This window comes from Paenibacillus sp. FSL L8-0641 (assembly GCF_038006265.1).
GTDB classification, from domain to species: domain Bacteria; phylum Bacillota; class Bacilli; order Paenibacillales; family Paenibacillaceae; genus Paenibacillus; species Paenibacillus polymyxa_D.
In genome coordinates, this window is record NZ_JBBOUW010000001.1 from 5,160,499 (window position 1) to 5,186,640 (window position 26,142).

Annotated in this window: 25 protein-coding genes and 1 riboswitch; of the genes, 12 read left to right on the forward strand and 13 right to left on the reverse strand. The window is 46.9% G+C overall.

All coding sequences use genetic code 11. The features are described from left to right. Positions 1–143: 143 nt before the first annotated feature. Both MKY16_RS23295 and MKY16_RS23300 read right to left on the reverse strand, forming a co-directional pair. A complete protein-coding gene (locus MKY16_RS23295; protein WP_025720336.1) occupies positions 144–983 on the reverse strand; it encodes a response regulator transcription factor in 840 nt (279 codons plus the stop codon). Beyond that, positions 959–1,354 (reverse strand): Fur family transcriptional regulator, encoded by a 396-nt coding sequence (locus MKY16_RS23300; RefSeq protein WP_023990809.1) that lies wholly within the window; start codon positions 1,352–1,354, stop codon positions 959–961. Before MKY16_RS23300 ends, MKY16_RS23295 begins: the two co-directional genes overlap by 25 nt. A gap of 187 nt (positions 1,355–1,541) precedes the next feature. On the opposite strand from MKY16_RS23300, the gene MKY16_RS23305 reads away from it, so the two are divergent. After that, complete coding sequence (locus MKY16_RS23305) at positions 1,542–1,835, forward strand: hypothetical protein (RefSeq protein WP_049817035.1); 294 nt, start codon at positions 1,542–1,544, stop codon at positions 1,833–1,835. Here MKY16_RS23305 and MKY16_RS23310 read toward each other — a convergent pair. From MKY16_RS23310 to MKY16_RS23325, 4 genes are read right to left on the reverse strand one after another with little or no spacing between them, the layout of a single operon-like run. Continuing rightward, positions 1,823–2,032: a hypothetical protein gene (locus MKY16_RS23310; protein WP_165145422.1), complete on the reverse strand. Its 210-nt coding sequence runs from the start codon at positions 2,030–2,032 to the stop codon at positions 1,823–1,825. The two genes, MKY16_RS23305 and MKY16_RS23310, sit on opposite strands and share 13 nt — an antisense overlap. After that, positions 2,029–3,141, reverse strand: a complete 1,113-nt coding sequence (locus MKY16_RS23315; RefSeq protein ID WP_340957227.1) for a GerAB/ArcD/ProY family transporter — start codon at positions 3,139–3,141, stop codon at positions 2,029–2,031. The genes MKY16_RS23310 and MKY16_RS23315 overlap by 4 nt, the downstream gene beginning before the upstream one ends. A gap of 26 nt (positions 3,142–3,167) precedes the next feature. After that, complete coding sequence (locus MKY16_RS23320; RefSeq protein WP_029518608.1) at positions 3,168–4,343, reverse strand: Ger(x)C family spore germination protein; 1,176 nt, start codon at positions 4,341–4,343, stop codon at positions 3,168–3,170. Between the two features lie 43 nt (positions 4,344–4,386). Further along, positions 4,387–6,021, reverse strand: coding sequence for a spore germination protein (locus MKY16_RS23325; protein WP_029518609.1), 1,635 nt, complete (start codon positions 6,019–6,021; stop codon positions 4,387–4,389). A gap of 224 nt (positions 6,022–6,245) precedes the next feature. On the opposite strand from MKY16_RS23325, the gene MKY16_RS23330 reads away from it, so the two are divergent. Further along, complete coding sequence (locus MKY16_RS23330) at positions 6,246–7,337, forward strand: GGDEF domain-containing protein (RefSeq protein WP_340957232.1); 1,092 nt, start codon at positions 6,246–6,248, stop codon at positions 7,335–7,337. A gap of 67 nt (positions 7,338–7,404) precedes the next feature. Here the strand turns inward: MKY16_RS23330 and MKY16_RS23335 are convergent, their stop codons facing one another. Both MKY16_RS23335 and MKY16_RS23340 read right to left on the reverse strand, forming a co-directional pair. Beyond that, a complete protein-coding gene (locus MKY16_RS23335; RefSeq protein WP_029518611.1) occupies positions 7,405–7,878 on the reverse strand; it encodes an Rrf2 family transcriptional regulator in 474 nt (157 codons plus the stop codon). Positions 7,879–7,944: 66 nt separating this feature from the next. Further along, a complete protein-coding gene (locus MKY16_RS23340) occupies positions 7,945–10,899 on the reverse strand; it encodes a glycoside hydrolase family 3 C-terminal domain-containing protein (RefSeq protein ID WP_340957234.1) in 2,955 nt (984 codons plus the stop codon). Positions 10,900–11,135: 236 nt separating this feature from the next. Here MKY16_RS23340 and MKY16_RS23345 point away from each other — a divergent pair, with 236 nt between their 5' ends. From MKY16_RS23345 to metE, 4 genes are all read left to right on the forward strand, one after another. Further along, the gene (locus MKY16_RS23345; protein ID WP_029518613.1) at positions 11,136–11,606 is read left to right on the forward strand and encodes an AbrB/MazE/SpoVT family DNA-binding domain-containing protein; all 471 of its coding nucleotides are present in this window, start codon (positions 11,136–11,138) and stop codon (positions 11,604–11,606) included. A 293-nt stretch (positions 11,607–11,899) separates the two neighbouring features. After that, positions 11,900–13,849, forward strand: coding sequence for an anaerobic ribonucleoside triphosphate reductase (locus MKY16_RS23350; RefSeq protein ID WP_340886703.1), 1,950 nt, complete (start codon positions 11,900–11,902; stop codon positions 13,847–13,849). Continuing rightward, positions 13,846–14,343: an anaerobic ribonucleoside-triphosphate reductase activating protein gene (gene nrdG / locus MKY16_RS23355; protein ID WP_039271699.1), complete on the forward strand. Its 498-nt coding sequence runs from the start codon at positions 13,846–13,848 to the stop codon at positions 14,341–14,343. Before MKY16_RS23350 ends, nrdG begins: the two co-directional genes overlap by 4 nt. A 181-nt stretch (positions 14,344–14,524) precedes the next feature. Continuing rightward, positions 14,525–14,720: riboswitch (cobalamin riboswitch) on the forward strand. 161 nt (positions 14,721–14,881) lie between these two features. Beyond that, on the forward strand, positions 14,882–17,200 hold the full coding sequence (gene metE, locus MKY16_RS23360) for a 5-methyltetrahydropteroyltriglutamate--homocysteine S-methyltransferase (protein ID WP_069012086.1): 2,319 nt from the start codon (positions 14,882–14,884) through the stop codon (positions 17,198–17,200). Positions 17,201–17,287: 87 nt separating this feature from the next. Here the strand turns inward: metE and MKY16_RS23365 are convergent, their stop codons facing one another. Beyond that, a complete protein-coding gene (locus tag MKY16_RS23365) occupies positions 17,288–17,821 on the reverse strand; it encodes a DUF6985 domain-containing protein (RefSeq protein WP_039271702.1) in 534 nt (177 codons plus the stop codon). A 382-nt stretch (positions 17,822–18,203) separates the two neighbouring features. Here MKY16_RS23365 and MKY16_RS23370 point away from each other — a divergent pair, with 382 nt between their 5' ends. From MKY16_RS23370 to MKY16_RS23390, 5 genes are all read left to right on the forward strand, one after another. Further along, the gene (locus MKY16_RS23370) at positions 18,204–18,533 is read left to right on the forward strand and encodes a PadR family transcriptional regulator (protein ID WP_029518618.1); all 330 of its coding nucleotides are present in this window, start codon (positions 18,204–18,206) and stop codon (positions 18,531–18,533) included. Next, positions 18,526–19,077, forward strand: coding sequence for a DUF1700 domain-containing protein (locus MKY16_RS23375; protein ID WP_340933551.1), 552 nt, complete (start codon positions 18,526–18,528; stop codon positions 19,075–19,077). Before MKY16_RS23370 ends, MKY16_RS23375 begins: the two co-directional genes overlap by 8 nt. Positions 19,078–19,081: 4 nt before the next feature. Next, positions 19,082–19,933 (forward strand): DUF4097 family beta strand repeat-containing protein, encoded by an 852-nt coding sequence (locus tag MKY16_RS23380; protein ID WP_340957237.1) that lies wholly within the window; start codon positions 19,082–19,084, stop codon positions 19,931–19,933. A 119-nt stretch (positions 19,934–20,052) separates the two neighbouring features. Beyond that, positions 20,053–20,772, forward strand: coding sequence for a 3-ketoacyl-ACP reductase (locus MKY16_RS23385; RefSeq protein WP_039271709.1), 720 nt, complete (start codon positions 20,053–20,055; stop codon positions 20,770–20,772). Between the two features lie 186 nt (positions 20,773–20,958). Next, positions 20,959–21,396, forward strand: a complete 438-nt coding sequence (locus MKY16_RS23390; RefSeq protein WP_029518622.1) for an AbrB/MazE/SpoVT family DNA-binding domain-containing protein — start codon at positions 20,959–20,961, stop codon at positions 21,394–21,396. Positions 21,397–21,465: 69 nt separating this feature from the next. Here MKY16_RS23390 and MKY16_RS23395 read toward each other — a convergent pair whose 3' ends face one another. Then, positions 21,466–21,924, reverse strand: a complete 459-nt coding sequence (locus tag MKY16_RS23395) for a hypothetical protein (RefSeq protein WP_069012080.1) — start codon at positions 21,922–21,924, stop codon at positions 21,466–21,468. 120 nt (positions 21,925–22,044) lie between these two features. On the opposite strand from MKY16_RS23395, the gene MKY16_RS23400 reads away from it, so the two are divergent. Continuing rightward, a complete protein-coding gene (locus MKY16_RS23400; protein WP_176715742.1) occupies positions 22,045–22,206 on the forward strand; it encodes a hypothetical protein in 162 nt (53 codons plus the stop codon). A gap of 25 nt (positions 22,207–22,231) precedes the next feature. On the opposite strand, the gene MKY16_RS23405 is transcribed toward MKY16_RS23400, so the two are convergent. The 3 genes from MKY16_RS23405 to MKY16_RS23415 all read right to left on the reverse strand — a co-directional run bounded on the left by MKY16_RS23405 (position 22,232) and on the right by MKY16_RS23415 (position 26,115). After that, positions 22,232–23,395: a nitric oxide synthase oxygenase gene (locus MKY16_RS23405; RefSeq protein ID WP_340957239.1), complete on the reverse strand. Its 1,164-nt coding sequence runs from the start codon at positions 23,393–23,395 to the stop codon at positions 22,232–22,234. A 150-nt stretch (positions 23,396–23,545) separates the two neighbouring features. Then, complete coding sequence (locus MKY16_RS23410) at positions 23,546–24,022, reverse strand: Dps family protein (RefSeq protein ID WP_039271713.1); 477 nt, start codon at positions 24,020–24,022, stop codon at positions 23,546–23,548. A gap of 365 nt (positions 24,023–24,387) precedes the next feature. Further along, on the reverse strand, positions 24,388–26,115 hold the full coding sequence (locus MKY16_RS23415) for an adenine deaminase C-terminal domain-containing protein (RefSeq protein WP_340957241.1): 1,728 nt from the start codon (positions 26,113–26,115) through the stop codon (positions 24,388–24,390). Between the last annotated feature and the right edge of the window lie 27 nt (positions 26,116–26,142).

Here is a 26,142-nt window from a genome sequence, read left to right on the forward strand (position 1 = left end):
AAGCACCTCACACTACCGATTGTAGTGTATATCTCCTGACAAAGTCAACCGTCACACCTAATGTCAGTTTCTTCATGGAATCATATACAAACCGCCGAATGTCTCCATCCGGCGGAAATTCATCGGTATTCATAACCTTCAGTTCAATCTGCCAATCTGTATCCTACACCTCTTACGGTTGCAATATATTCAGGTTCTGCAGGCCGATCATCCAGCTTCTTGCGCAAACTTTTGACATGCACATCTACAACGTTGCTGCCGCCTACAAAATCCGTCTCCCAGATATCGTGCATCATTTGCTCGCGGGAGATCACTTTGCCTTGAGCATCAATCAGCTTCAGCAGCAAATCGTATTCTGTTTTAGTCAGATTCAATTGACTCTCTTCTTTATATACCAGCATTTTATCTCGGTCAATCCAGATGTCCTTGAACACCGTACGACGGCTGGCTTGCGCTGCCTGACGGGAAGTTGCAGGATGGCGTACAATCATCCGTTCAATGTCATGCACCATATGATTGGAAGCCAGCGGCCACACCAGCACCTCTTCTGAAGGAAGCAGCTCATGAGCATGTACAGACACCCGATCCTGAACCACGTACATAACTGGTGTGTCTTTCATGTGTTCTACCTCAAGACGATTGCGAATATCCAGTAATTCACTCTGTGGTTCGGTAGCGGTCAAATCGTAAATCAAGAGATCGCTTCCCAGATGACGCTGCACTTCAGGTTCCCAGCGATGGAAAACCATCACATCAAAACACGCATCTGACAGCGTACGCACCAACCCGTGAACTACACCCGGTACCGAACTGATCAGAATGATACGACGTGTAGTTGGACAATACAAGGGCTCATTGGAAGGAACGGTCTGCACCGTAGGTGTAGAGGGAGCAGCTAACATCGATGTCCAACTGCCCTTCACCCGTCTAGGCATGTCAGCCACTTTAAAACGATTCGTTATCTGATTCGCTTGCTTTGACATTCCTTACACACTCCTCCGAATACGACATGGGCATGGGCAATATTATACCCCGTTTCATGCGCAACCGTGTCAATCCAATCATGTGGGACTTCACTCATCACTTCATCTACTCGGCCGCATACCTGACAAATAATATGCTGATGATCGTCCATCCGCCCGTCATAGCGACTCGCAGCTTCCCCCAGCTTCAATTCACGGATTAATTCCTTATCCGTCAAATAACGCAGTGAATTATATACCGTTCCATAGGCCAGATTATATCCGCGCTCCATCAACCGATTCATAACATCGGCCGCAGTAGGATGATCGTGAGCTTCACGAACCACATCATATACCGCTTGGCGCTGCGAAGTTAAATTTAAAGTTCTCATACCGCATCTCCCTTAACCAACGCAGATTATATTAATTACAAACTTACAATCATATTAAAGATCAATTTAGAATAAGTATAAATCTTAATTTATTTCAAGTCAATGGTATCGGATAAATTGAACGGCTTTGCAACACAATGTATACAGGAGTACATGCTTAGCTTATTTATAATCGGAGGGATATTTTATGAAGATAGTGTGGATATTCACGCTCTTTATGCTGCTAATGCTCGGAACAAGTATATCGATAAAATGGCTTTCTGGTGTTCATCATCCTTGGGAGCCTATTTCATTGGCTTTTTTCACTATGCGACCATCAGAATATGTCGTCCTGGCAGGAATGCTTATAGTGTTCTTTATAAATGTGGGCAAAAAGCCAAGAGGAAACGCATTTCGCTTCCTGTTCTCACAATGGTCACGTTTCCTCAAAGTTCCTACTTCTTCCTCTGATTCTCCGCAACAGAGCCATCAGAAAGAATAAACAAGGGAAAACGCAAACAAATAATGGATGAATATAGATAAGGGACAGTCGTCCAAATTCAAAGTGGCAATCCATGTATTCCGTTCATATTCACTATCCATATTAATAATGACCACATCTCCCAGAATAAAATGGAACATCAAAATGAGCATTTGACCGGTACCGATGTATTTTTTGTCGGCAAGACGATGACTCATGAGACATTTTCCTCTCCTTTTTTATTCCGGGTCTTTCTCAGCCACGACACGATTAGCAGCAAGATAGGAAAAAACACGGCAAATATCGGAAACAGCCATTTCAGCACTAACTCGCCTGTTTGAAGGTGATCTTGATAGCTCAGTGCCATCAATACACAAGAGACTAACATGATAATCCCAAATGGCAGGATCAGTTTATGGTAAGACACTCTCAATACATCCTCTGCGGCTTTAACCGCGGCATAATAGAAGATGAAAATTTTAAAAAAATCAAAGATAATAACGCTCATAACGCCGATGACATCGACTCTGTCGATAAAATCAGATATTTCGACCTTGCTGATCATCGAGAGTAGCGGGTAAGTCGCCCGTTTGAACACATCCTCTCCCAGTGCAAGCACATTGGACAGTGTAACCATAGACAGGAGCAGCCCCCCCAGCAATATAGCAGAGACCCCTACCCCATTGGCACGATAGCCTTTTTTTAATGTGGGGAGAATCATCGCAAACGTAACCATCTCGCCGTACGGTAGCATCACAGCTTGCGAATAAACAACTTGCCATATCGGCTGCCAGCCATGCTCGGCTATGGGCAGTATATTGCCCACATCTACAATGCCTGCCAACAAAACTAATATATTCGTAGCCAGGCCCAGCAGTAGCAGCAAAATCAACATGATGATGGCCGTCCGGCCTGCAACCTCGATTCCCAAATACACCACATACATTACAAGTCCAATCATTAAGGCACAAATGACTGTCAACGGCGTATGCTGAAGTGTCCGGTCGGCAATCAGGATCCCCGTGTCCCGAAGATCCCGTGCTCCGCCGTAAAGAAAAAACACGATATATATAAAAGCAAGCGCACTCCCTGCTTTCTTGCCCAAAAGGGCTCTGCAGTACTGTGTCATGAGCAAGTCGGGAAAACGTCGGTGAAGGCTGCCATAGCATACAAAAAGCATTGCCCCCAAAACCGTGGAAATGAGGATGGCGATCCACGCATCCTTGCCCGCATTCCTTCCGGGAATAGACATCATGGATGTGCCCATCTCAAACAACACCATAAGAGAGATCATCTCTTTTGCACCTATCCGTGTCTTTTTTTTCATGGCCTTCCCTCCTTGCTCTATTTTCACTAGTCTGATTCCCCCTTGGAGTATGGGTTAGTCCGCGACTGAGTGTGTTTCAGTACAGAAGTCACTTGAATACGGACGGTGCTTTCCGCAAAATTACGGCTCCATTCGGAAGAGAGTCTTTTCCATTGTTTGGGATAGCTCCTCTCCAGCGCAAGGCCAAAGCCTATTACATCGCTACGGGTACGCTGAACCTCTCTGACTGTTGAAGTGATCACTTTTTTCGTCTCCTCTGTCCATTTCTCCTGCAGTCTTTTCATCGCCTCCGGACTTTGTAAGTTAATCGAGCACTCGGCTTCCTGTACCGCCCCGGTCTGTTTTAGGTTAATCACAAAAACAGGCTCCCCTTGCTCCATCCGTGTGTGTATCTTGGTTGAAGAGAACAAGGTTTCGATGCCAATGGTTTCCCTATCCTTACCGCAGCTCAGTGTTGTTTGGGCACCTTTCACCTTGTTGTTGATCATAGACAGTCCAATGGCCTGATCATCATCCAACCAGCGGACAAGCCGATCCTTTTTGAACACCCCCATTCCCTTAATATGAACAATAGCTTTCGGTAAAATATTGTCCACATTGTTCTTGCTTGAGGCCTGCTCTAAATTCCCATTGACCCCTATGCCCGTCAGCACAGGACCGCCACCCTTATGAGACATGCTGCGAATCACATCGTCGATAGTCACCGCGTAATCCCCGGCATACAAACGCTCCGATGTTTCCAGCTTTCCTGAAATATCATTGGCGGGAATACGACCGATTGCGGTCATGATTGCCAGTACATCCTTCCCAGTATTACCGCGTGCCACCAGCATTTTCACCGGCAGACGGATTTCTGTAGACCTTTCCAGAGAATCCATCATATCGCCGATTCCAGCCCGTGCCAGCTTTTCACCAATAACGATCAGTTTGGTATGCGCCAAAGAAATGATCCGCGGAACCCTTTGTGAGGCTCTGCGGAGCGCTTGAAACAGATTTTTTCCCTTTTCCCGATACAAAACGACTGGAGTATCTCCTCTCGCTTTGGCTCCGGCGATTTCATCTGCTACGATCACCTGTAGGGAAACCTCATAATCCGACTCCCCAACCAAATCAATTCCTATCCCAGCTACTACTGCTCTCTGGTTTAACTCCACAGAATCCCAGCAACCGGATAACAAGGGAGCGAACAGTAGTAAAACCAAACACAGCCCCCCTATTCTCCTCTTAAAAGTTACTGCACTTTGTTCATTCCTCTTCCGCTGATACACCCTGATTGCCCCCCTCCTGCATCGGTGTGGTTTTATCAGAAGAGGAAATCCCGCTTCCATCCTTCATTCTTTTCTGGTTCTTAGATGTAATGCTTTTAGGACGCTTCCTCATCATCCAGAACGGGAGTCGCAATACGGCATCCTTTTGACTCTCCAGCACAAAAGGGCTGAAAGGCGCCATGTAGGGCACCCCGAAAGAACTCAGACTGTTCATATGAGCAATCAGCGCAATCAACCCCAATGTAATGCCGTATAGCCCCATAAACGCTGACAGTATCATGAAAATAAACCGGCACAATCTCCCGGCCACTGCCATGTTATAGGCTGGGATTGCGAAACTGGCTATTCCCGTCAGGGCTACTACAATTGTGAGCAGCGGGGTGACGACTCCGGCTTCCACGGCCGCTTGACCCAACACAAGCGCTCCTATAACGGAAACCGTTTGACCACCCGCACGCGGCATTCGAATACCCGCCTCACGCAAAATCTCAAAGGTAATCTCCAAAATAAACGCCTCTAGAAATGCCGGAAAAGGAACGGATTCCCGCTGAGCCAATATGCTGATCAGTAGTGGAGTCGGTATCATTTCATAATGGTATGTTGTTAAGGCAATGTAGAGAGAAGGCCCTAGAATAAGAATAATGAAGCTGATATATCTAATGAGCCGAACAACAGTCGCCATATCGTAACGCTCTTCATAATCCGAAGAACTCTGAAAAAATTGGGCAAATACTGTAGGCATCACCAGTACAAACGGAGTCCCGTCTACGATGAGCGCCACTCGGCCCTCCATAATATTGCTGCTGATGGTGTCGGGTCTTTCCGTGTTAAAAATCGTTGGGAATGGTGTGAAATGATTTTCTTGTATCATCTCCTCAACCATGCCGGACTCAAATATAGCGTCAATATTGATGTTTTCTATCCGTTTACGAACCTCATCTACGACGCCTGGATTTGCAATGTTCTTCATGTACAGCATGGCCACATTCGTGAGAGACGTGCTTCCCACTTGGAACATCTCCAGTGTAAGATCGGAGCTTTTAATCCGTCGCCGGACCAGAGAAATATTCGTGAATAGGGATTCTACAAATCCCTCTTTCGGTCCTCTGACGACTGTCTGTGTTGTTGGCTCGCTGACTGCGCGTGTCTCTCCCCCACGCGTGCCGCACGCAATCGCTTTTTCGCAGCCTTCCAATAAGATGATCGTGTCCCCCATTAACAGTTGTTCCATCATGGAACTCCAATCATCGCAGTCCTTCACTTCTCCCAGTGCAAGCGCATGACTCTGTATTCTTACGTACAGCGCTTCTGCATTCTCCGCCTCAGCAGCCACTTCAGCAGATGGGCGGCTAAGCATGGATCTCATGATGAGTTCATTCACCGTATCCGTTTTAGCCATACTATCTAGAAACACAATAGCGGCGGGAACCTCCGCCCTCAGCCCCAATTTAAAGCGACGCATCAGAAAGTCTGGGCTATCTGACGTCAATTTCTTAATTTGCTGCAAGTTGGTTTCCAAACAAGTATCGATTTTTAGATAGCGCGGAGAATTTCCATTGTTCTTACCCGCACCCGACTTTTTATTATGTTTGCGATAGGGATAGCGAATCATGAGCAAACCTCATCTCCAGTAAGGCAGCAATAGATACCGCCCATTTTTCCTTATTCTTGTATCTTTGGAGTATGCTCAATCTATTCCCAGTTATGCACCAAATACGTGAACGAAACGTTATAAGCGTACCCGCGTAATAAATTTCAATAAATTCTTCATTTGCAAGCTTAATGTCAGTTTTTTTGATAAAATGAAGAAATATGCCTCTCGGGAGGGTTAACATCTTGTTCAGTACGTTTTTTGTAAATACCTGTATCCTTGTCACCTTTTTGTACATAACCGGCCTCATATCACAAAGATATAAAATCCGTCTGCACACCTTGAAGCGTAAGATGCATTGGATTGGAGGCGCCCTTTTTGGGTGCTACGGCATTGTCATGATGTACTATTCAATTCCAGTAGGATTTAATACGATTGCCGATCTTCGTCATCTGGCCATCGTAGCTACCGCCACTTACATCGGCGGCCCAGCAGCGCTCACGGCTACTCTGTTTATATGTATAGGTAGATTATTGCTGTTTGGTATTAACGATCAAGCCATCGTAGGCGCTATTTTTATGATACTCGTTGGCCTGGGGTGCGCTTTATTGTCACATCTGTCCTGGTCACGTTTACCCAAGCTGATGATTATGAACGTTTTTGCTTTGGGCATTATATTCTGTCCCCTTATGATTAATTTGAAAAATCTTGATGATGTTCTGCACGTGTATCCGCTCCAATTCTTCATTTCCATGGTCGGCGGATGTCTTCTGTACCTCATTGCTGAATCTATCAACACATCCAATGAGCTGTTACTTCGTCTGGAGCATAACTCCTACACAGACCATCTCACTAATTTAAGCAACAGAAGGCAGCTTGAGTTCTCATTGGAAGAGAAGCTCCCTCAAGCTCGCCAACGTCATGAGCATTTATCCGTACTGGTGTTAGATATTGATCACTTCAAGGAAGTCAACGATACCTACGGACATGCCGCAGGAGATGCAGTGCTGCGCCAGCTTGGACAGATTTTAATGGAAAAATGTCGTCCTAATGATGTAGTTACCCGCAGCGGGGGAGAAGAATTCACCGTACTCTTGCCGAATTGCGCTTTTCGGCAAGCACTTCGCATAGCTAATCAGATTCTTAGTGGAGTAAATCAGCACGAGTTTATTTTAGCGGACGATCTTGTTCTTAAAGTCACGGTGTCCATCGGCGTGACGACCTTTCCTGGTACCGGGGAAGATATGTCCGGGGCAGCCCTATTGGAGCAGGCAGATAAAGCTCTATACGAAGCTAAAAATGCAGGACGTAACCGGGTTTGCTCATATGAAATATAATTTGAGGCATGACCATTTCATAGAAATAGCCGATACAACCCTCTTTTGAGAGTCGTATCGGCTATTATCATTTTGAATCTTCATTATGATTGCATTTCCCCACCACGAGTGATGTACGCTTGGCAAGCGAAGCCAGCGTATGGGCCCCCCATACTTCCAGCATACGTCGTTCGCTCTCGGCTAAAATTTCGGATACGGCTATCGCCAACTCCTCACAAAAAGGATTGGTTTCCGGTTCATGCATCATACCCGGGAAAATTGGATCACATATTTCAATGGCGTGGTATATATCGGCAAGTGTAATATGGTCGGCCGAACGGGTAAGCACATAGCCTCCCTCACGACCTTCGCGTGCTGCAATCAAATCTGCCTGTACAAGTCGCGTCAGCACCCTGCGCACCAAAGTGACTTCGCAGTCAATGGAACGGGCAATAGAACCACTGGCACAGAGTTCTCCGTGCTTTTCCAAATAGACAAGCGCCTTTACCGCCACCCCAAGCCATCTGGGCGTTGCGGTGCGCAGTCTTTTTTCACTATTCAAATGAGATGACACCCCTAAGCTGTAGAAACTTCGTTGAATGCATTGTACGTGATGTCAGAAGTAAGTTCAAGCCTGAAAGCCGGAATCCTCTGTAGCATGATCGCCCAAAATAAAATGGGCTAACCGCACTTCCCCGCTCAACAACAGATATACATCACGTATGCCAGAGACTGAATGTACCGCTTCGGAGAGTGTAACCCATGCTTGCGCCCCTCCTGTATTGCCCACGTTCACACGTGCCACGGCTTCACTATCGGGTGCATCCAAACACAGCTCAATTGTGGCATCACTGCTGTTGCCTGACACACGGCACTGAAGCTCGGTCACACTCACCGTATCCATGTCTACGCCATGATAGGCAATCCAACCAGAACGTTGAGGTGTGCGCGGACGTACACAGGCCTCCTTTTGCTCCTTGCTTTCATCTAGTACGATGTCGGAGCAATCATCGAAGTTTTCAGCGCGGATACTTCGTCCGGCTTGGCGTGGTGGAATGACTTCGCCTCGAACGTACACAGGGTGCTCCAATCGGATATCCGCTGAGGAAGCACCAGCCAGCAGTGTATATTCACCCGATTCAACGCAATAGCAATCCCGCGTAACATCCCAGATCGCCCAATCCTTTATCCGAATCGTAAAGGAAACCGTTCGCGTCTCACCTGCCTCTAAGCGAATACGTTGAAAACCGCACAATGTCTTCAATGGTCGCTTTACTCGTGAGGCACCAGGCCGTACATAGAGTTGCACAACCTCTTCACCAGCAGCTACGCCCCGATTCGTCACCTCTACCCACACCTGGAGCGTATCCATGGCATCCAGTGCAGCAATAGATGTTACGCTATCCTTCAGGGCATCTGTACGCAGGTCACTATATTCAAAAGGCGAATACGTCAATCCATGGCCAAATGGATACAAGGATACACCTTCAAAATATTGATAGGTACGACCACCGCGAATAATATCGTAATCTTTGATGTCGCCCAATTGATCCTCGCTCTGAACCCAGGTCATGTTCAAACGCCCCGCTGGCGCGTAATCTCCAAATAACACATCCGCTATTGCCGTACCATGCTCTTGTCCCGCATGAGACGTGTATACGATCGCTGGAATATGCTCCTGAACCCAAGGGATGGCAAATGGATAGCTACCCGTCAGAACCACAATCGTATTCGGATTGACGCGATACACTTCCTCGATAAGCCGTTGCTGGGAAGCTGCCAGTTCCAAGCCTGGGCGATCATTCTCTTCCTTTCCATTGATGAGCGGGTGATTTCCAACAAATACAATTGCTGTATCTGCCGCTTGCGCAGCGGCTATCGCTTCCGCTAAACCATCTGACACCGTCTCTACCTGGAATGTTGTATGGCTCTGTCCTGAAACTGTCGAGGCTGTCGAGGCGTTACACTCTACAGCGTTAAGTGCGGATTTTTCAGCCTCCACTACCTTTAATGAGCCCTCTGTTCCGGCAATGACTGGTTTTCCATTCCATGTCGTCCACAGATGCTCTCCTTGTCCAACAGGAGTCAGCCCAAAGACCTCTTTGACATACCAGCCATACGCTTCATCAGCTGTCACACGAAGCGTTATTTCATCACTCGTCACGTAAGTACCCAGATGCTCATCATGTAACGTCACACTGCCATAGCCCCAATCCGTCATGGTCAATACCGTTGGGTCTCCATCCTGGGATAGGCGCATCTCACCAGAAGAATCAACTGCGAGCTTCAATCCGTCATTCGCCGCCGTCAAGGTCACGCGATCCTTGGCATCACGGTACACGACGCGTTCCTTCTCGTCCTCACCTTCCAGCTTGGTACGAATCGCCTCCAGCGGTGTAACCCGGTAGGGCAGCGTACCGGAATACCAGTCGCGGTACACCTCATTGCCATGCGTACCAATGACCGCTACTTTGCCACACCGGGCAGGGTCCAATGGCAAGAGTTCATGCTCATTTTTAAGCAATACGATCTGCTCCCTCGCCGCACGCAACGACAATTCACGGGCTTGCTCTGTCATGAGAGCTTCCTCTCCGATCGAGGCATAGGGGTTGTCTGCAGCCGGATCAAATTCCCCCAACCGAAAACGGACACGGAACGTATGAAACAATGCCCGATCCAAGTCTTCTTCTTGCAGCGATCCTTGTGCCAAAGCTTCTCGAATCGCCCGCTTGGAGAGCTCCGCATCATCTGTAATGCTGTCAATTCCCGCCCGAATAGATTCGGCCACACCTGGCGTGTGGGAATCGTAATACTGATGATCGTTGACAATCCCCATGACATCACCCGCATCACTTACGACAAAGCCGTCCATCCCCCATTCGTCCCTGACAATATCGTTAACCCCATGATATAACGTAGCAGGCGTTCCATTAATCAGGTTGTAGGAAGTCATCATCGACTGGGCGCCGCCTTCCATAAAAGGCTTCTCAAAGGCTCTTAGGTAATATTCTCGCAGGTTTCGTGGATCTATACTGGAGGAGCCACTTCCCCGATCCACTTCATTATTGTTACCCAGAAAATGTTTTAAAGTAGCGACCGCTTTCAAATATACCGGATGATCGCCCTGTATCCCCTTGACTAACTCCTTTGACAGTTCTCCCGTCAAATATGGGTCTTCGCCGTAAGCTTCCTCATTGCGTCCCCATCTTGGGTCACGCTCCATATCCACCGTAGGTGCCCACAGGGTCAGACCGTTTAATTTGGGATCACGACGATAGTAGACACGCGCCTCATCTGCGATAACAGATCCGATTTGACGCATTAATTCCGTATCCCAAGTACATGCAAATCCTACTGGCTGAGGAAATGAAGTCGCCTCACCCAACCATGCTATCCCGTGTGCCGCTTCCGTACCGTGCTTGTAAGCTGCGACTCCCAATCGGTCAATGGCCGGCTGATATTGCAACATGGATTCGATCTTTTCCTCCAAGGTTAGTCGTGACACGAGATCCCGTACACGCTCATCCAGATGAATCTTCGGATCTTGAAATAAATATTCGATATCCGTTGTTTCATGACTCATATCCGTCATCTCCTTATCCCATTTTAAGAATATAATGAAAGGGCATACATGAAAGCGTTTTAATATATCATAGCTAAAAAGGAGTATCCCGGCAACAATACCGAAAACATCCTATACTGGATGAAAGAGAGTTGCAGCATAAAGACAAAAAAAGTTGCATTTTACCTTCAATATACAAAGCTAAAAATAATATTTTTTGGTATAATCAGGATATATCATTGAAGGAGGAAGCGCTGATGAAAAATACCGGAATGACAAGGCCCCTGGATCAATTGGGGCGAATTGTACTCCCTAAGGAAATGCGCACCACAATGGATATCAATATCGGTGATTCGCTTGAATTCTTCGTAGATGAAGAAGGATTTGTATTAAGAAAATACACGGGTGTCTCCTGCAAATTTTGCGGCGCGGTGGATCACTTAACTTATTTTCGGGACAGCTTTATCTGCGCTGATTGCATTCAATTATTAAAGACCGATGAAAATGTGCATGCCACAAGCAATGATGCTATCCAGGCTCAAGAACATACCCAGCCGATCCGAAACAACACAACGTGGCAGCCCAAGCAATCCAGAGTGCAGCAAGGTGAAATGGTAAAAAAGCTTCGCAAGCTAATTCAGGATCACCCGAACCTGCCACAAAAAGTGTATGCAGAAATGCTCGATATCTCCCAAGGCCGGGTGTCCCAGTTGAAAAAGCTACTCTAAACCTTCTAAATCTATATCCCAAAATCATACACAATGTACCGACGACCCTATTCATTTTTTTGTCACAACTTCGATTGCCAGGTATAGAGTAAGGCGCATATCTACGGATGTGCCCCTTACTCTATACCTGGCTTTTTCGTGTCGGCCGCCCTTGCCAATGTGACAATAGTCACATACTCCCGATGTATACGTATATACAATATATAGATCGAAACAATTGGTTATCACTAGATATCATCAATATGTTGTTTTTGTGAAAAATATATATATTTTACTATATGGAGGGTTTTACGATGAAGGTGCTGGAGGAACATCAATTATACGACATCGGCGAGCGGGTCATTGGGGCACAAGATCTGGACATGCTGCGGGAGAATGCAAATTTGAATGGAGAATCGTTCAGCGGCAAAATGAGCAAGCTTGGGTCCGAGTATGCCAAATGGTATGCGCGCCTGCGGGTACTTCCGCCCGAACTGACGAACGCGATTGATCACGGATATGTATATGTTCACGATTTGGACCAATACGCACTCGGAACTACGAATTGTATCTTTATCCCTTTTGGCCGGTTACTACAAGACGGATTCAATACAGGCAATGGCTCTGTACGCACACCGCAAACGATTATGTCCGCTATGGCACTAGTTGCCATCATATTCCAGTCTCAGCAAAATAGCCAATTCGGAGGTGTCTCCGCCAATAAAATAGATTGGGACCTTGCCCCATACGTTGCCCGGTCCTTCCGCAAGCATCTGCGCAAGGGACTTCGGCTGTTCGAGGAAGAGATAGAATCCAGTCTGACTGACGATGAGCTACATATGGCCAATCCCCATTTGCAAGAAGTCTGCCCTCGTTCATACGCATTCGCTCGCGAAGAGACGGAGACGGAAACCCGACAGGCTGCTGAATCGCTCATTCATAACCTGAACACCATGAGCAGTCGCGCAGGTGGACAGATTCCATTCACTTCACTGAATTACGGAATGTGCACGTCTGCTGAGGGACGGCTTGTTACTCAATCGCTGCTGGAGGCCACGATTCGCGGCTTGGGTAGCGGGGAAACTCCTATTTTTCCACAGCATATTTTCCAATGCAAAGAGGGAATCAATCAGGCAGAAGGCGACGTCAATTATGATTTGTTCTTACGGGCGGTAGAATGCTCTAGCAGACGGATGTATCCCAATTTTGTGAATGTGGATGCCACCTTTAACCTGCCTTTTTACCGTGCTGATGACCCGGATACCATTATAGCGACAATGGGTTGCCGTACCCGCACCATTTCTGACCGTTTCGGTAGAAATCGGCAGAGTGGTAAGGGAAATCTCTCCTTCAATACCATTAATCTGGTGCGGCTTGGCATTGAGTATGGTATTTGCACAGGCAAACGCCTGACACCTGACCGTGATCGCTTTGATGCGAGACTAGAAGAAGTTATGCGCATTGCGGTGGATGGCTTAATCCATCGCTATCAAATCCAGACCAGCCAGCCGGCCAAAGCCTCGGACTTTATGATGCGCGAAGGGGTATGGGAAGGTGGAGAACAACTAGAGCCAGATGATAAGGTGGGAAGCATACTAAAACACGGTACGCTTTCGATCGGATTCATCGGACTGGCTGAGTGCATGAAGGCACTATACGGGAAACACCACGGGGAGGATGATTTCGTATACCGCGAGGCACAGCGAATCATCACTTCTATGCGCGTGTATTGCGATCGAATGAGTGAATATCACAATTTGAATATTACATTGTTCGCTACGCCTGCCGAAGGTCTGTCGGGCAAGTTCACCTTGCTGGATCAACGTGATTTCGGGATTATTCCTGAGGTGAATGATCGAGAATATTACACGAATTCTTTTCATATTCCCGTGTATTACACGCTCCCGGCTGCTCGTAAAATCAGCTTGGAAGCTCCGTTCCATAACCTATGCAACGCTGGTGCGATATCATACATTGAGCTGGACGGTAATGCGCGGAATAACCCGGATGCGTTTCTTAAAATTGTTCAATACGCGCTGCATCAGAATATCGGCTACTTCTCCATCAACCATCCGGTGGATCGTTGTACGGAATGCGGTTATGAAGGGATTATCGGGACAAGCTGCCCCCAATGTGGCACAGATGAGGAGCACACACACTTTCAGCGCTTACGTCGGGTAACCGGATATCTGACAGGGGATTATACCGTTCGCTTTAATGCTGCAAAACAAGCAGAAGTTCGAGATCGGGTGAAACATAAGTGAATTTGTGTGGCTACATTCCGGAATCTCTGAACGAAGGATACGGCCTGCGCACCGTCGTGTTCATTAGCGGTTGCCGTCATGCCTGTCCCGGATGCTTTAATCCAGCGTCGTGGAGCTTCCGTGCAGGTGAGCCATTCACACCCCAACGACAACAGGAAGTCATTCGTGACATCATGGATAATCCGTTGTTGGATGGACTGACTCTCTGCGGGGGAGACCCGTTTTTCTCAGCAGCAGAATGCTCGCAATTTGTGCGTGACTTCCGTGCGGCCTGTCCCGACCGAACCGTGTGGGCTTACACTGGCTTTGTTTATGAAGATCTACTCACAGATCAGGAGCGACAAGAGCTAGCACTTTTGTGCGATGTGATTGTGGATGGTCGCTTTGTAGAACAGCAAAAGGACCTGACCCTTCCCTTCCGGGGCAGCCGCAATCAGCGTCTAGTAGATGTAAAAGCCAGCATTCAGGCAGGTTACACCGTTTCATTGACTTAAGGCGAAGGTTACTCGGCAAATGCTATATCTAATCTAGGACAAGTCTCCATCATGGATGAGGCTTGTCTTTTTTTTTGCATATCCCTAACAGATTCCATTGCAGTTTCTATTGCGCATCCTGCAAGTTTCACTTATGATGGTGAACAAGTATACGAGTGCATAATTATTCGTCATACCTTAACCGCATAGCTTGGAGATAGGTGTCTGTTCTATTCAGATCAGGCTTAAAAGGGAAGCCGGTGCAAATCCGGCACGGTCCCGCCACTGTAAACGGGGAACTTCCAGCTGTTCATACAACCACTGGTCCACAGACCGGGAAGGGATGCTGAGAGTCATGATCCGTAAGTCAGGAGACCTGCCTATTTTAACAACATCGCAAGTACCTACGGAAGATAGGGAGGTGTTAAGAGCAGTCGCCGTATTTTTGATTTTTTAATCACGGAGGCATTCTTTCCCCTACTTATTTTTAACTCTGGGGGGAAGAATGCCTTTTTTGGTACGTAAAAATAAAACAGCCACCCACTAGGAGGAAAAGTACATGTCCGTCATTGAATGGCCTGAATTGTCCGGCTTAATTAGCAGTAATCTAGGATATCCGCGTATCGGCGAAAACCGGGAATGGAAGAAAGCACTGGAACGCTTCTGGAACGGCAGTATTAGCGAAAGCGAACTGCAAACGGAAATGAAAAGATTACGGTTGGAGCATCTGAGCAAGCAGCGTGACAAGGGGATTGATCGCATTCCTGTCGGAGACTTCTCCTATTATGATCACATGCTGGATACATCTGTGATGTTTGGTCTCGTACCCGAACGGTTCAACCATCGTCCCGCAGGTCCGATTCCTCTGTCCGTGTATTTCGGGATCGCTCGTGGACAGAAGGGAGCAACCGCCAGTGAAATGACCAAATGGATGAACACCAATTATCACTACATCGTTCCTGAATTGGCAAACGCAGTCCCGGTGTTCACTGAAAATAAACCTTTACGGGCTTATCGTGAAGCAAAACAAGAGCTAGGCATTGATGGGAAACCGGTCCTCATCGGCCCCTATTCATTCGTTACCCTTTCCAAAGGCTATGATCGCAAGGAGCTTGCTTCTATTATAAGAACCTTCCTGCCTTTATACACCCGTGTCCTGTCTGAACTAGCAGCAGAAGGTGTTCAGTGGGTCCAAATCGATGAACCTGTCCTGACCACCTCATTCCCAGTAGAGGATCTGGACATTATTCAGGAAGTCTATGAAGCTTTGGCCCAAGCTGCGCCCTCTTTAAATATAATGCTGCAAACTTACTTTGGCAGCCTGGACCATTATGAGCGTCTGTCCGCACTTCCGGTACAGGGACTGGGTCTTGATTTTGTGTATGATGATGGCGAAAATCTCCAGCATATATTGCAGTATGGTTTCCCTAAAGGAAAAACGCTGGGCGCTGGGGTCATTGACGGGCGCAATATATGGCGCAGCGACCTTAACGCTGTGGCTACCCTGCTGGGTCAGTTAGCAGAACAGACCACTGCCGAGCAGCTTATCGTACAGCCATCATGCAGTCTGCTGCATGTGCCAGTCAGTCTGGAAGCAGAGCACAAGCTGGATCGAGAACTGGTGCAAGCGCTGGCTTTTGCCGATGAAAAGCTTGAGGAAATCGCCGTCCTGACGGCTGCACTTGGCAAACACGATCCATCCGCACTCACCAAGCTTGGACAAAGTGCAGATGCGGTAGCCCGTTTCAACAGCTCAGCGGCACGCGTACAAACAGCTGACGATCTGGCTGACTTGCTGGCAAAGGAGCCTCTAACACGCAGCGTTCCTTTCGCCGAGCGTCGTGAGATTCAGCAAAATAAGCTGAAGTTGCCTCCACTGCCTACGACGACCATTGGTAGCTTCCCGCAAACCGCCGAGATCCGCAAGGCCCGCCTGCACTATCGCAAAGGAGAATGGTCTGCCGAGCAATACCGGACGTTCATCCAACAGCAAATCAAGGAATGGATTGATATTCAGGAGGACATTGGCATTGACGTGCTTGTACACGGGGAATTTGAGCGGACCGATATGGTTGAATTTTTTGGCGAAAAGCTGAATGGCTTTGCTTTTACACAAAACGGATGGGTGCAGTCCTACGGCTCCCGCTGTGTCAAACCGCCGATTATATACGGAGACGTCTCCTTCGATCAGCCCATGACTGTGGAAGAAACGGCATTCGCTCAATCGTTAACTTCCAAGCCTGTTAAGGGAATGCTTACAGGCCCTGTGACCATTTTGAACTGGTCTTTTGAACGCAATGATATTCCGCGTAGCCAAGTTGCTTTACAATTGGCTCTGGCATTACGGGCAGAGGTAGAGGCACTGGAACAAGCGGGCATCAGCATGATTCAGGTCGATGAACCCGCAATTCGTGAAGGGCTTCCGCTGAAAAAAGAACAACAGCAAGCCTATCTGGATTGGGCAGTTCAAGCCTTCCTTGTGACCACGGCCACCGTTGAACCTGCGACCCAAATCCATACGCATATGTGCTATTCCGAATTTCAGCATATGATTCAGTCCATCTCCGACATGGATGCCGACGTTATATCTATTGAAACTTCGCGAAGCCACGGAGAACTGATTGTCAGCTTTGAAGATCAGGTATACGACAAAGGCATCGGTCTGGGCGTGTACGATATCCACAGTCCGCGCATCCCCGATGTATCTGAAATGCTAAGCATGATCCAGCGTGCCCTGCGCGTACTGCCATCAGATTTGTTCTGGGTTAATCCGGATTGTGGTCTGAAAACCCGCACCAAAGAGGAATCTGTCGCCGCCTTGCGACAAATGGTACAAGCGGCTCAAGCAGCCCGGGCTGCATTGGCTGTATCCAACTAATTTTTTATCGTTTCGAATCACGCCTTCATTTTCAACATATTCTGTTCCCCTTTCCGGTCCTTTCTGCTAAAAGCCCGGGAAGGGGATTTATTCTAGGTCATATAATGTATAAGCGCCTTGAATATGCTCCATTTTCATCTGCTTCATATGTACGCCTAAGCCATGTTCTCGATCCCAGGAACAACTAAAATTCAAATACAGTTCATCCTTTGCCGATGAGTCGGAAATCAATATAGACATAAGCTGTATTCGATTCAACAATTGTTCCGGCCGCTCCACATAAGGCGCATATTCATCCGGGTCCTCTCCCCATGTACTGTAAGCATTCCGATACTTTTCCACGATGCCAGCATAATGATGGTGTATGGATTCCAACACTTGAGGATGAATAGCTGATGAATATTCCATATACTGCTCCCATGTCTTTTTTTGCAACAGTGTAGGTTCTTCTATAGTCTGTGCCTGTTCTTCGGAATCGGCTCCCACGATAAATTCGACTTCTACTTCCGAGGGCTGCCCGCAAAAATCAAGTTGCACTACACCACGCAGAACAATCTCCTCAGATACATCCCAAGACTCATCATCCTGTTCCAGTTCCATATACCAATGTTTCCAGTCCATTCTTTATCCACCTCTTCATAAAAAGTAATTTTTAACCCTGTTGAATACTTTACAATCTATCATTTTAATGAATGAAATTAAAGCGGCATCCTATCTGTGCTTCCAGCCATATTTCGATGAATTCCCAAATAAAAATACTTTTTTCTACAACATTCGCTACTCAATAAAGCCTCCAAGGAAGGAAATCTGTCCATTTTGACACAAATATTTTATTATTAAAAATTTAGTACCTTGCATTAATCAGTACATGATGTTAAATTATACCTGACTACTGTTCTATAATTAGTACCCGTGACAAATTATGCACAAACACACGTTTCTTTCCCTTATTCCGAACGACACCTATGAATTATTGATAACATCCAGGAAGGGAGCACCGCTCGTGAATGTGAACATCCAATTCAAAAAAGGGGTACTGGAACTGTGCGTTCTAGTTCTAATTGGACGCAAAGACCGTTATGGCTACGAGTTGGCGCAAGCCGTCTCCCGTCATATTGAAGTAGCCGAGGGAGCCCTATATCCACTGCTTCGCCGTCTGGTATCAGAAGGATACTGCACAACGTATTTACAGGAATCGACCGAGGGGCCTCCTCGCAAATATTATCGGCTGACCGATACTGGCAGTCATTATACAAGAATACTTACGCGGGAATGGAATGATTTTGTCCATAATGTCGCAAGCCTACTGGAGGAAGGAAATTCCGATGAATAGAAAACAGTTTCTTACAGAGGTGGAACAGCGTCTTTCTCCTCTCCCTGCAGAGGTACGCAATGAGCTGCTTAGTGATTTGAGCCAGCATTTTGACTACGGGTTGGTTAATGGCAAAAGCGAAAGTGAGATTGCCCATGAGCTGGGTAACCCAGAGGATATTGCCCGAGAAGCGTTGGATGATCCCAATGCAGCCTGGAACGCTTCTCCTCCGCTTCGCCAGGGAAGCTTCGCACGCAATCTTTTTACTTTCTTAGGGCTACTGTTTCTTAACTTGCTGATCTCCATCCCGATTATGGCTACCCTATGGGTAGTATGGGTTTCATTGACCGTGGTAGCGGTTAGCTTCATTGCAGCCCCCCTTCTCGCCGTTACTGATTATGCGCTAAACAGCACCTTTTACCCGGCCAAATTCTTTTTCTCTATCACGTTGACGGGTATAGGTCTATTGCTGCTGCCTGGAGTACGTTATCTCTTACTCCTTATGGTCAGGGGCACTGTACGATACTGGAAATGGAATCTGACTACCCTGAGGGGAGCTTACTAACAACATGAATAAAAAGTGGTTTATTGCAGCAGGTCTGTGCATTGTCATCGGTGTAGCCGGAATGGTGGCCTACGGTGCCCCATGGAGTCAACAAGTCATGAAGGAAACAACTGCGATTAACAAAAAATGGACGTTTACACGTGGTCAGCTACAGAAGCTGAAGGTGGACAGCTCTGATGATGTCTCTATTTTGTTTACTCCTGACTCTGGCGACCAAGGTACGATACGCATTAGTGGAGAAGTTCAGACAAAGGTAGCCGACCAAATTCATAATGCCCGAATTGAGAACGGTAAGCTTACGATTCAATCGGAGCCGGCCCCTTCCTTGTCATTCTTTTCGATCACTCCTGATTTGGATCAAACGATTACCGTAGAGATGCCCTCTGGCGAAACACTAACTGACCTACAGGTAGATGCACATTCAGGGAATGTAAAACTTCAGGATGCCTCCGTGCAGAATACTTCCATCACCGCTACTTCAGGCACTGCCGAGATTACAAACCTCCAAAGTACCCACCTGATCGCAAATTTAACATCCGGCAATTTTACAGCCAGTCAGCTTGCAGCAGATATGGAGTTAAAGCTTACTTCAGGTGATGTTACCATTCGCGATTATAGCGGTAATGGCCTTATTTCCCTAACCTCAGGGGAGACAAATATTACGCAACGTGCCGTAGCCAACTTGGAAGTGAATGCTGATTCTGGTGACGTGAAGATTAAGCAAGCTCCCGATTTTAAAGGTGTTTATAATGTCCGCTCTGACTCTGGGAGTATCAATACTCCCGAATCTGTTCCCGGTAGTGTGAACGTGATTAAGGTCGAAACCACTTCAGGGGATATTTATATTTCCAAATAGAGACCTCTAAATGAATGCCTCTTCAGAGGCGAAGTTTGGTTCAATGAGTTTAACCTTGTATAATGTAACCATGTGCCCAGATGCACAACCACATTATAGATTAATAAGGAGGAGACTGGATGGAACTTAAGAATAAAACAGCTATTATTACAGGAGCCAGTAAAGGAATCGGTAAAGCAATTGCCGAAACTTTAGCTAAGGAAGGCGTTAACCTGGGATTAATTTCACGCACATTGACTGACCTGCAAAAGCTGCAGGATTCACTGGGGAGTACATACGGTGTGAAAGTGGTGAGTGCTGTTGCAGATATATCGGATCGCTCACAGGCCGCTGCCGCTGTAGCTTCACTAGAACATGAGCTAGGCGCTGTCGACATTTTGATTAACAATGCAGGCATTGCTACCTTTGGCACAGTCGCGGAGATGGACCCCGAAGAGTGGGAACGTATTATTCGCGTAAACCTGATGGGAACCTATTATGTCACACATGCTGTGCTTCCAAGCATGCTGGCACAAAAGAGCGGAAACATTATTAATATTTCCTCGACGGCAGGAGAACGAGGTTTTGCAACAGGCTCGGCATATTGCGCATCCAAATTTGCTTTGATGGGCTTCACAGAAGCACTGATGCAGGAAGTTCGCAAATCTAACATTCGCGTCACCGCGCTGACTCCAAGCACTGTCAATACAGAACTGGCGGCAAACGCAGGATTACCTATTGGTGATGAGGATCGCATGCTTCAACCGCAGGATTTGGCCGATCTGACATTAGCCACATTGAAACTGCCTCCACGGGTTCAATTAAAAGTAGCCGGTATTTGGACAACCAACCCACAGTAATTCGACATGACATCTTAGATTCATTGGCTGTACAATGCTCCGGCAGACGTAATTGTTCGTCATGCCGGAGCTTTTTTTTCAGCATAGCTATACCAAAACAAACTGTAATATAAGCGCTTTGTACTTCCAGCATATATACATACAATTCCTACAACTATAAGCGCATTTCAGGAAAGGGGAAAAATGATGAAGAACACAGGAATGACACGGCCATTAGACCATTTAGGCCGCATTGTGCTGCCTAAGGAGCTGCGCAATTCTATGAATATTAATATTGGAGATGCCCTCGATTTTTTTATTACCCCAGAGGGACTGATGATTCGCAAGTATACGGGGGTTTCTTGCTATTTTTGTGGTGCCGTAGATCATTTGAGCTATTTCAGGGATCATCTGATATGTAAAAGTTGTATTGAAAATCTGAAGAGCGATAATCCTTCTAGTCATTTGAGTGAAGCACGTCCTGTCCAGCCCAAGAAAAGAAGGAGTTACAGAAATCAGAATGATCTCCTGAATAAACTAAAACAGCTCATGCAGGAGCACCCAAATGTATCTCAAAAAGAATTAGCCGAAATGCTCGAACTATCCCAGGGACGCGTGTCGCAGCTTAAAAAGCTACTCCTTTAGATCATCCGACCCAATCTCGTCTGTTTTAATCAACAAAAAAAGAGCCTGACGGCTCTCGGATCATCTTTGTTACGCAATGTCAGACTGCTCCATAATCGGGACCCGATAGGCCAGCAAGGACTCGTCTATTACGGCAGAAATAAACGTTGCATCTATTTCAGGCACCAACCCAAGCGCATAATTCCATGCGTTTTCTTCAATTTGCAGCGCAAGTCGTTGCCGGGTCCCTATCCCACTCTCTTGCTCCAACGCATCGGAGAGGTCCACTAATTCCGTATCGGCGGCGTGTCCAATCTCATGTGCAAGCACAACTGTAAAATACTCCTCAACTCGATCAATGCTGCCGAACATCTGTAAACACTGTGTTTCGATAACGTCCGTATACATGGTAATGGCGTGAGCATTCATAGCATATTTACCCCCAATCAGCCTTCCGCCAGGAAAACGTTTCTCCAGCTTGACTATCACACCTATAGCAGCCCGTTCCAAAAGCTCAGCGACAATGCGCTCTGCCTGATATCTTTCCAACTTAGCTTCGCTCCTCAAACTAGAATATATAAAGGTATATTTACTCTAAATTCATGAAATCATGGATGTGTTCATACCATACACAGTACGATATTATACCTTTTTACAAAGGAGAATACCATGTCAGAAGATTATTATGTAGGGTGGGGAACACTTGCCCTGATTAATGCCGGCTTGGCACAATCCAAAAATCGGAGCGGGCTAAATTGGTTTTTTCTCTCCCTATTAATAGGACCACTGGCTACCCTATTTATCGTTGCATGGGATAAGCTCGAGTCCTAATGCAGCAATCAGGTCATTCCCATCGTTATCCGGAATGAAAAGGACAGCCTTGGCGTTTCTGCTGAAGCACTGTATCTGATACTGTATTAGCCTGTCTCGACATATACGACTTCTCTTGAACTCCGAAATTCGGCTTCACAAGCCGATTATCGTAGAAATTATGAAAAATATGCGTTGTCGCCGGGGATAGCGGGGGAATCAGCCATGTCCAATTGCCTGTCAGTGCGCGTCCAGCCTTGGCTTCCCGTTCCTCAAACAGCTTGAATTGTGCCGCTGCGGTATGGTGGTCGACAATGCTGACTCCCGCCTTTTTGAAAGAATGCAGCACAGCAATATTCAATTCCACCAGCGCCCGATCACGCCAAAGCGTTGTTTCACTCGTCGTATCCAGCCCCATCAGCTTAGCCACCTGTGGCAACATATTATAGCGGAAGGTATCCGCAAAATTGCGGGCGCCGATTTCTGTTCCCATATACCAGCCGTTAAAGGGAGCCGCTGTATAGATGATACCGCCAATCTCCAGCGTCATGTCCGAAATCATAGGCACAGCATACCAACGTAATCCCAAGGAAGCGAAACCCGAGATTTCTGGATGCTCAATGGCCACCTCCATTACCAAATGTTCAGGAATATCATATAGCTCGGGAGGCCGCCCGCCTGCTTCCACAACCAGTGGCAATATATCAAAAGGGGTCATCGCTCCTTGCCAGCCCATGTCTTTACAAGCATTGGTAAAATCTACCGAGATCGGGTCCCCGATGACCCCTTGATCGGTTTCATATCCAGCGTAACGAATGAGTTGATGGTTCCAGATGCGGATATTCGGCTGCCCTGGCTTGGAGGCGCGGAATACAGTAAGCGTTGGCTTAATTTTACCGCCATTCGTTCCTATGCGTATATGCTCCAAGAGCTCGCGAACCACTTCCGTTGCATCTGACGCGCCCCGCGCATCCCTGACCAAAAGCTTGTCCCAAAATAAGCGACCGATGCAACGATTGCTATTGCGCCAAGCCATAAGTGCCCCGTGCTCCAGCTCTTCGTACGTATGATCATACGTTCCCGTAGTCTCTATGTCGTGACGAATATTAAGAAGCCGGGCCTCCGCTTCATCGCGGCTTCGGCCCAGCTCCTCATAACATGTATATATAAACTGCTCCGCTTCATGCAAAAGCTGTTGTTTCACTTCCATAACACACACCCCATCCCGGCAGCTCTATAACTCTAGAGCCTGTGGTCTTCCACGCCTTCTCGTTATTATACTCCAGTGGCAGAGTGGAACCAACGGGATGTGTGTCTTGTTCACCTGATCTCCATATACATGGAAGTCTATACCAATGGGTTATCCCAAATACGCACTCAGCATCCAGATATGTTTATCCATTGCTTCTCTTAAGCCGTTAAGAAGATCCTCTGTCGCTTTATCCTGTGCCGCTTCCGCTGCTTCCATCCCATTAGCCAGCTCAACAGTGATGGTTTTAAAATCAGCAACAACGGACTTCACCATATCCTCAGCTGTCTGCTCACCTGCGGACTCCTGAATAGCTGAAAGTTGCAAATGCTCCTTCAAGGTCGCAGCCGGACGGCCACCAATAGCCAACAATCGTTCAGCAATCGTATCTAGATTAGCTGTTGCTTCATTGTAAAGTTCTTCAAATTTAGCATGCAATGTGAAGAATTTAGGTCCTTTCACATACCAGTGGAAATAATGCAGTTTCGTGTACAATACAGACCAGGTAGCTACCTGACGATTCAATGCCTTGTGCAATTCTTGAATAGCCTCTTGTGTAGGTGCGTTCGTATGATTTAATGTACTCATGTTTAAAATCCCCTCTCGTTCAAATATAGTTGGTGTAAAGCTTGGATGCTCGTTAGCAGTAGTGTCTGATTTTCTTCAAAATTCCATGCGTCAATCTAATAAATCTTAATCAATTAATTTAGACTTAATCTAAATCCTGTTTTAATTATAACACTGTGACGATGTTTTTCAAGTCCTTATTCGATTTTAATCATGAAGATTACATGAACTAATTGTAAAGCAAACTCTACATGCAATCGGGTACCCAGAATCAAGACTTGTTTATCTTTTATACATAGGTTACATCAATAGGAGGATAGAAGATGTTAACTTTGTCTGCTAAAGCATCAAAAAAGAGCCGGCCCATAAGAGGGTCGGCTCTTTTATTATTCTTGCATCTCTGAAGTTTCCACGATTAAAGGTACAACCTTGCCAGCATTTACATCAATCAGGCCGTGATCGGTAATTTTCAAGGCCGGGCTGACCGGCAAAGAATGCGTGCTCAGCGACATGATTGGATTGTAATGGCGGTAGCCCAGCGACAGCAAGGCTGAACGCAGCTCCTTCACATGCGCCGCAACCATTTCCAGCGGTCCTTCTGTTAAGATCCCGCCTACGGTTAAAGGCAAATGGGACAGCACCTTGCCATTTTCAACTACGCAAAAACCGCCTTGGCTGGCAAGAACCGTATTCGCAGCCAGTATCATATCTTGCTTGTTATGCCCTACGACCAGCAAGTTATGGTTATCGTGCGAATAGGTGGTTGCCACTGCCCCACGTTTAATCGTATCTCCTCCGATCAAACCGTAAGCACGGTTGCCATTCTTTCCATACCTCTCAAACGTAGCAATCAGTCCATGTTCACCATGTTCCCATACCAGTTCCCCCTGCTCTACTTGTGCAGGTGCAATCCGTTCACTTGTAAAAGTAGAGCCATCTTTGACCATCATAACACGGCATTGATGTGTGCCATCAGCTACATCCATCTTTACAGTAAAATCCTGCTCCGTGAGGGGATTGAGCTTCACACTTTGATAAAAGTGGGCGGGGAAGCGGCATTTTATTGGTGCTTGATGGTATTCCTCGAACTTATCGAATACCTTGAGTCCGTCCTTATAGACTTGCTCCACATCAAATTGACCAAGATCCGACAGCAGTACAAAGTCAGCTATTTTTCCCGGTGCAATGGTTCCGCGGTCATGCATACGCATCCGTGCAGCAGGAGTAAACGTAGCTGCATAAATGGCATCCTCAGGCTTCATGCCCATTCCGATTGCTTTACTTACAATATGGTTTAGATGCCCTCGCTCTACGAAAGAGTCTGGCATCACATCATCCGTTACAAAGCAAAAATGTTGTGCCACATCTTCCTGAATAAGATAGTCCATCACTTCAGGGGTCATGGATTTTTCCTGGATTTCAATAAACATCCCCGCAGCCATCCGCGCCTTCATACCTTCAATACTTTGATGAGTATGGTCTGAGCCTATCCCCGCATAGATCAACTGATGCAGGTCCAGATCAAGCAACTGTGGCGTATGACCTTCAATGATCAGCTCCGGGTAGTGCTCACGAACATGGCGTAAGATGCGATTCGTCTTGCTCTCCGGATCACGAATGACATCCACATAGTTCATAATTTCACCCAGGCAGATCATTTCACCGGTTTGCAGCAGCGCATCAATTTCGGGAATACCGATCTCGCCTCCTGAGGTTTCGAGCGGCGTTGCCGGGACAGAGCTTGGGATGCCGTAGAACATATCAGCCACGCAATCCTTGCTGGCTTCCATCATTTCCTGAATGCCTTCCAATCCGAAGACATTCGCCATTTCGTGCGGTTCAGGTACAATCGTCGTTACCCCATTGCGAATCAGCCCATAGGAAAAGGTTGCCGGTGTCACCATTGTGCTTTCGATATGCAAATGGATGTCGATTAGGCCGGGAATCATATATTTCCCGTGCCCTTCGACAATTTCAGCAGCCTCGAAAGACTCCAGACCACGCTGACCGATATACATAAACTTGCCATCAAGTATAGCTACATTGCCTTCTTCGAACGTCTTGTAGTAACTGTTATACACCTTAACTTGTAAAATCATTTTGTCTGCACGCATGATGTATCTCCTTCATCGAACCCGCTG

Bases quoted from the DNA above. Each gene is read 5' to 3' on its own strand.
- MKY16_RS23405 (WP_340957239.1), bottom strand. From the start codon at position 23,395: ATGGAAGTGAAACAACAGCTTTTGCATGAAGCGGAGCAGTTTATATAT.
- MKY16_RS23350 (WP_340886703.1), top strand. From the start codon at position 11,900: ATGAAGGTGCTGGAGGAACATCAATTATACGACATCGGCGAGCGGGTC.
- MKY16_RS23385 (WP_039271709.1), top strand. From the start codon at position 20,053: ATGGAACTTAAGAATAAAACAGCTATTATTACAGGAGCCAGTAAAGGA.
- metE (WP_069012086.1), top strand. From the start codon at position 14,882: ATGTCCGTCATTGAATGGCCTGAATTGTCCGGCTTAATTAGCAGTAAT.
- MKY16_RS23365 (WP_039271702.1), bottom strand. From the start codon at position 17,821: ATGGACTGGAAACATTGGTATATGGAACTGGAACAGGATGATGAGTCT.
- MKY16_RS23380 (WP_340957237.1), top strand. From the start codon at position 19,082: ATGAATAAAAAGTGGTTTATTGCAGCAGGTCTGTGCATTGTCATCGGT.
- MKY16_RS23345 (WP_029518613.1), top strand. From the start codon at position 11,136: ATGAAAAATACCGGAATGACAAGGCCCCTGGATCAATTGGGGCGAATT.
- MKY16_RS23415 (WP_340957241.1), bottom strand. From the start codon at position 26,115: ATGCGTGCAGACAAAATGATTTTACAAGTTAAGGTGTATAACAGTTAC.
- MKY16_RS23325 (WP_029518609.1), bottom strand. From the start codon at position 6,021: ATGATTCGCTATCCCTATCGCAAACATAATAAAAAGTCGGGTGCGGGT.
- MKY16_RS23400 (WP_176715742.1), top strand. From the start codon at position 22,045: ATGTCAGAAGATTATTATGTAGGGTGGGGAACACTTGCCCTGATTAAT.
- MKY16_RS23295 (WP_025720336.1), bottom strand. From the start codon at position 983: ATGTCAAAGCAAGCGAATCAGATAACGAATCGTTTTAAAGTGGCTGAC.
- MKY16_RS23340 (WP_340957234.1), bottom strand. From the start codon at position 10,899: ATGAGTCATGAAACAACGGATATCGAATATTTATTTCAAGATCCGAAG.
- MKY16_RS23315 (WP_340957227.1), bottom strand. From the start codon at position 3,141: ATGAAAAAAAAGACACGGATAGGTGCAAAAGAGATGATCTCTCTTATG.
- MKY16_RS23310 (WP_165145422.1), bottom strand. From the start codon at position 2,032: ATGAGTCATCGTCTTGCCGACAAAAAATACATCGGTACCGGTCAAATG.
- MKY16_RS23390 (WP_029518622.1), top strand. From the start codon at position 20,959: ATGAAGAACACAGGAATGACACGGCCATTAGACCATTTAGGCCGCATT.
- MKY16_RS23375 (WP_340933551.1), top strand. From the start codon at position 18,526: ATGAATAGAAAACAGTTTCTTACAGAGGTGGAACAGCGTCTTTCTCCT.
- MKY16_RS23305 (WP_049817035.1), top strand. From the start codon at position 1,542: ATGAAGATAGTGTGGATATTCACGCTCTTTATGCTGCTAATGCTCGGA.
- MKY16_RS23410 (WP_039271713.1), bottom strand. From the start codon at position 24,022: ATGAGTACATTAAATCATACGAACGCACCTACACAAGAGGCTATTCAA.
- MKY16_RS23300 (WP_023990809.1), bottom strand. From the start codon at position 1,354: ATGAGAACTTTAAATTTAACTTCGCAGCGCCAAGCGGTATATGATGTG.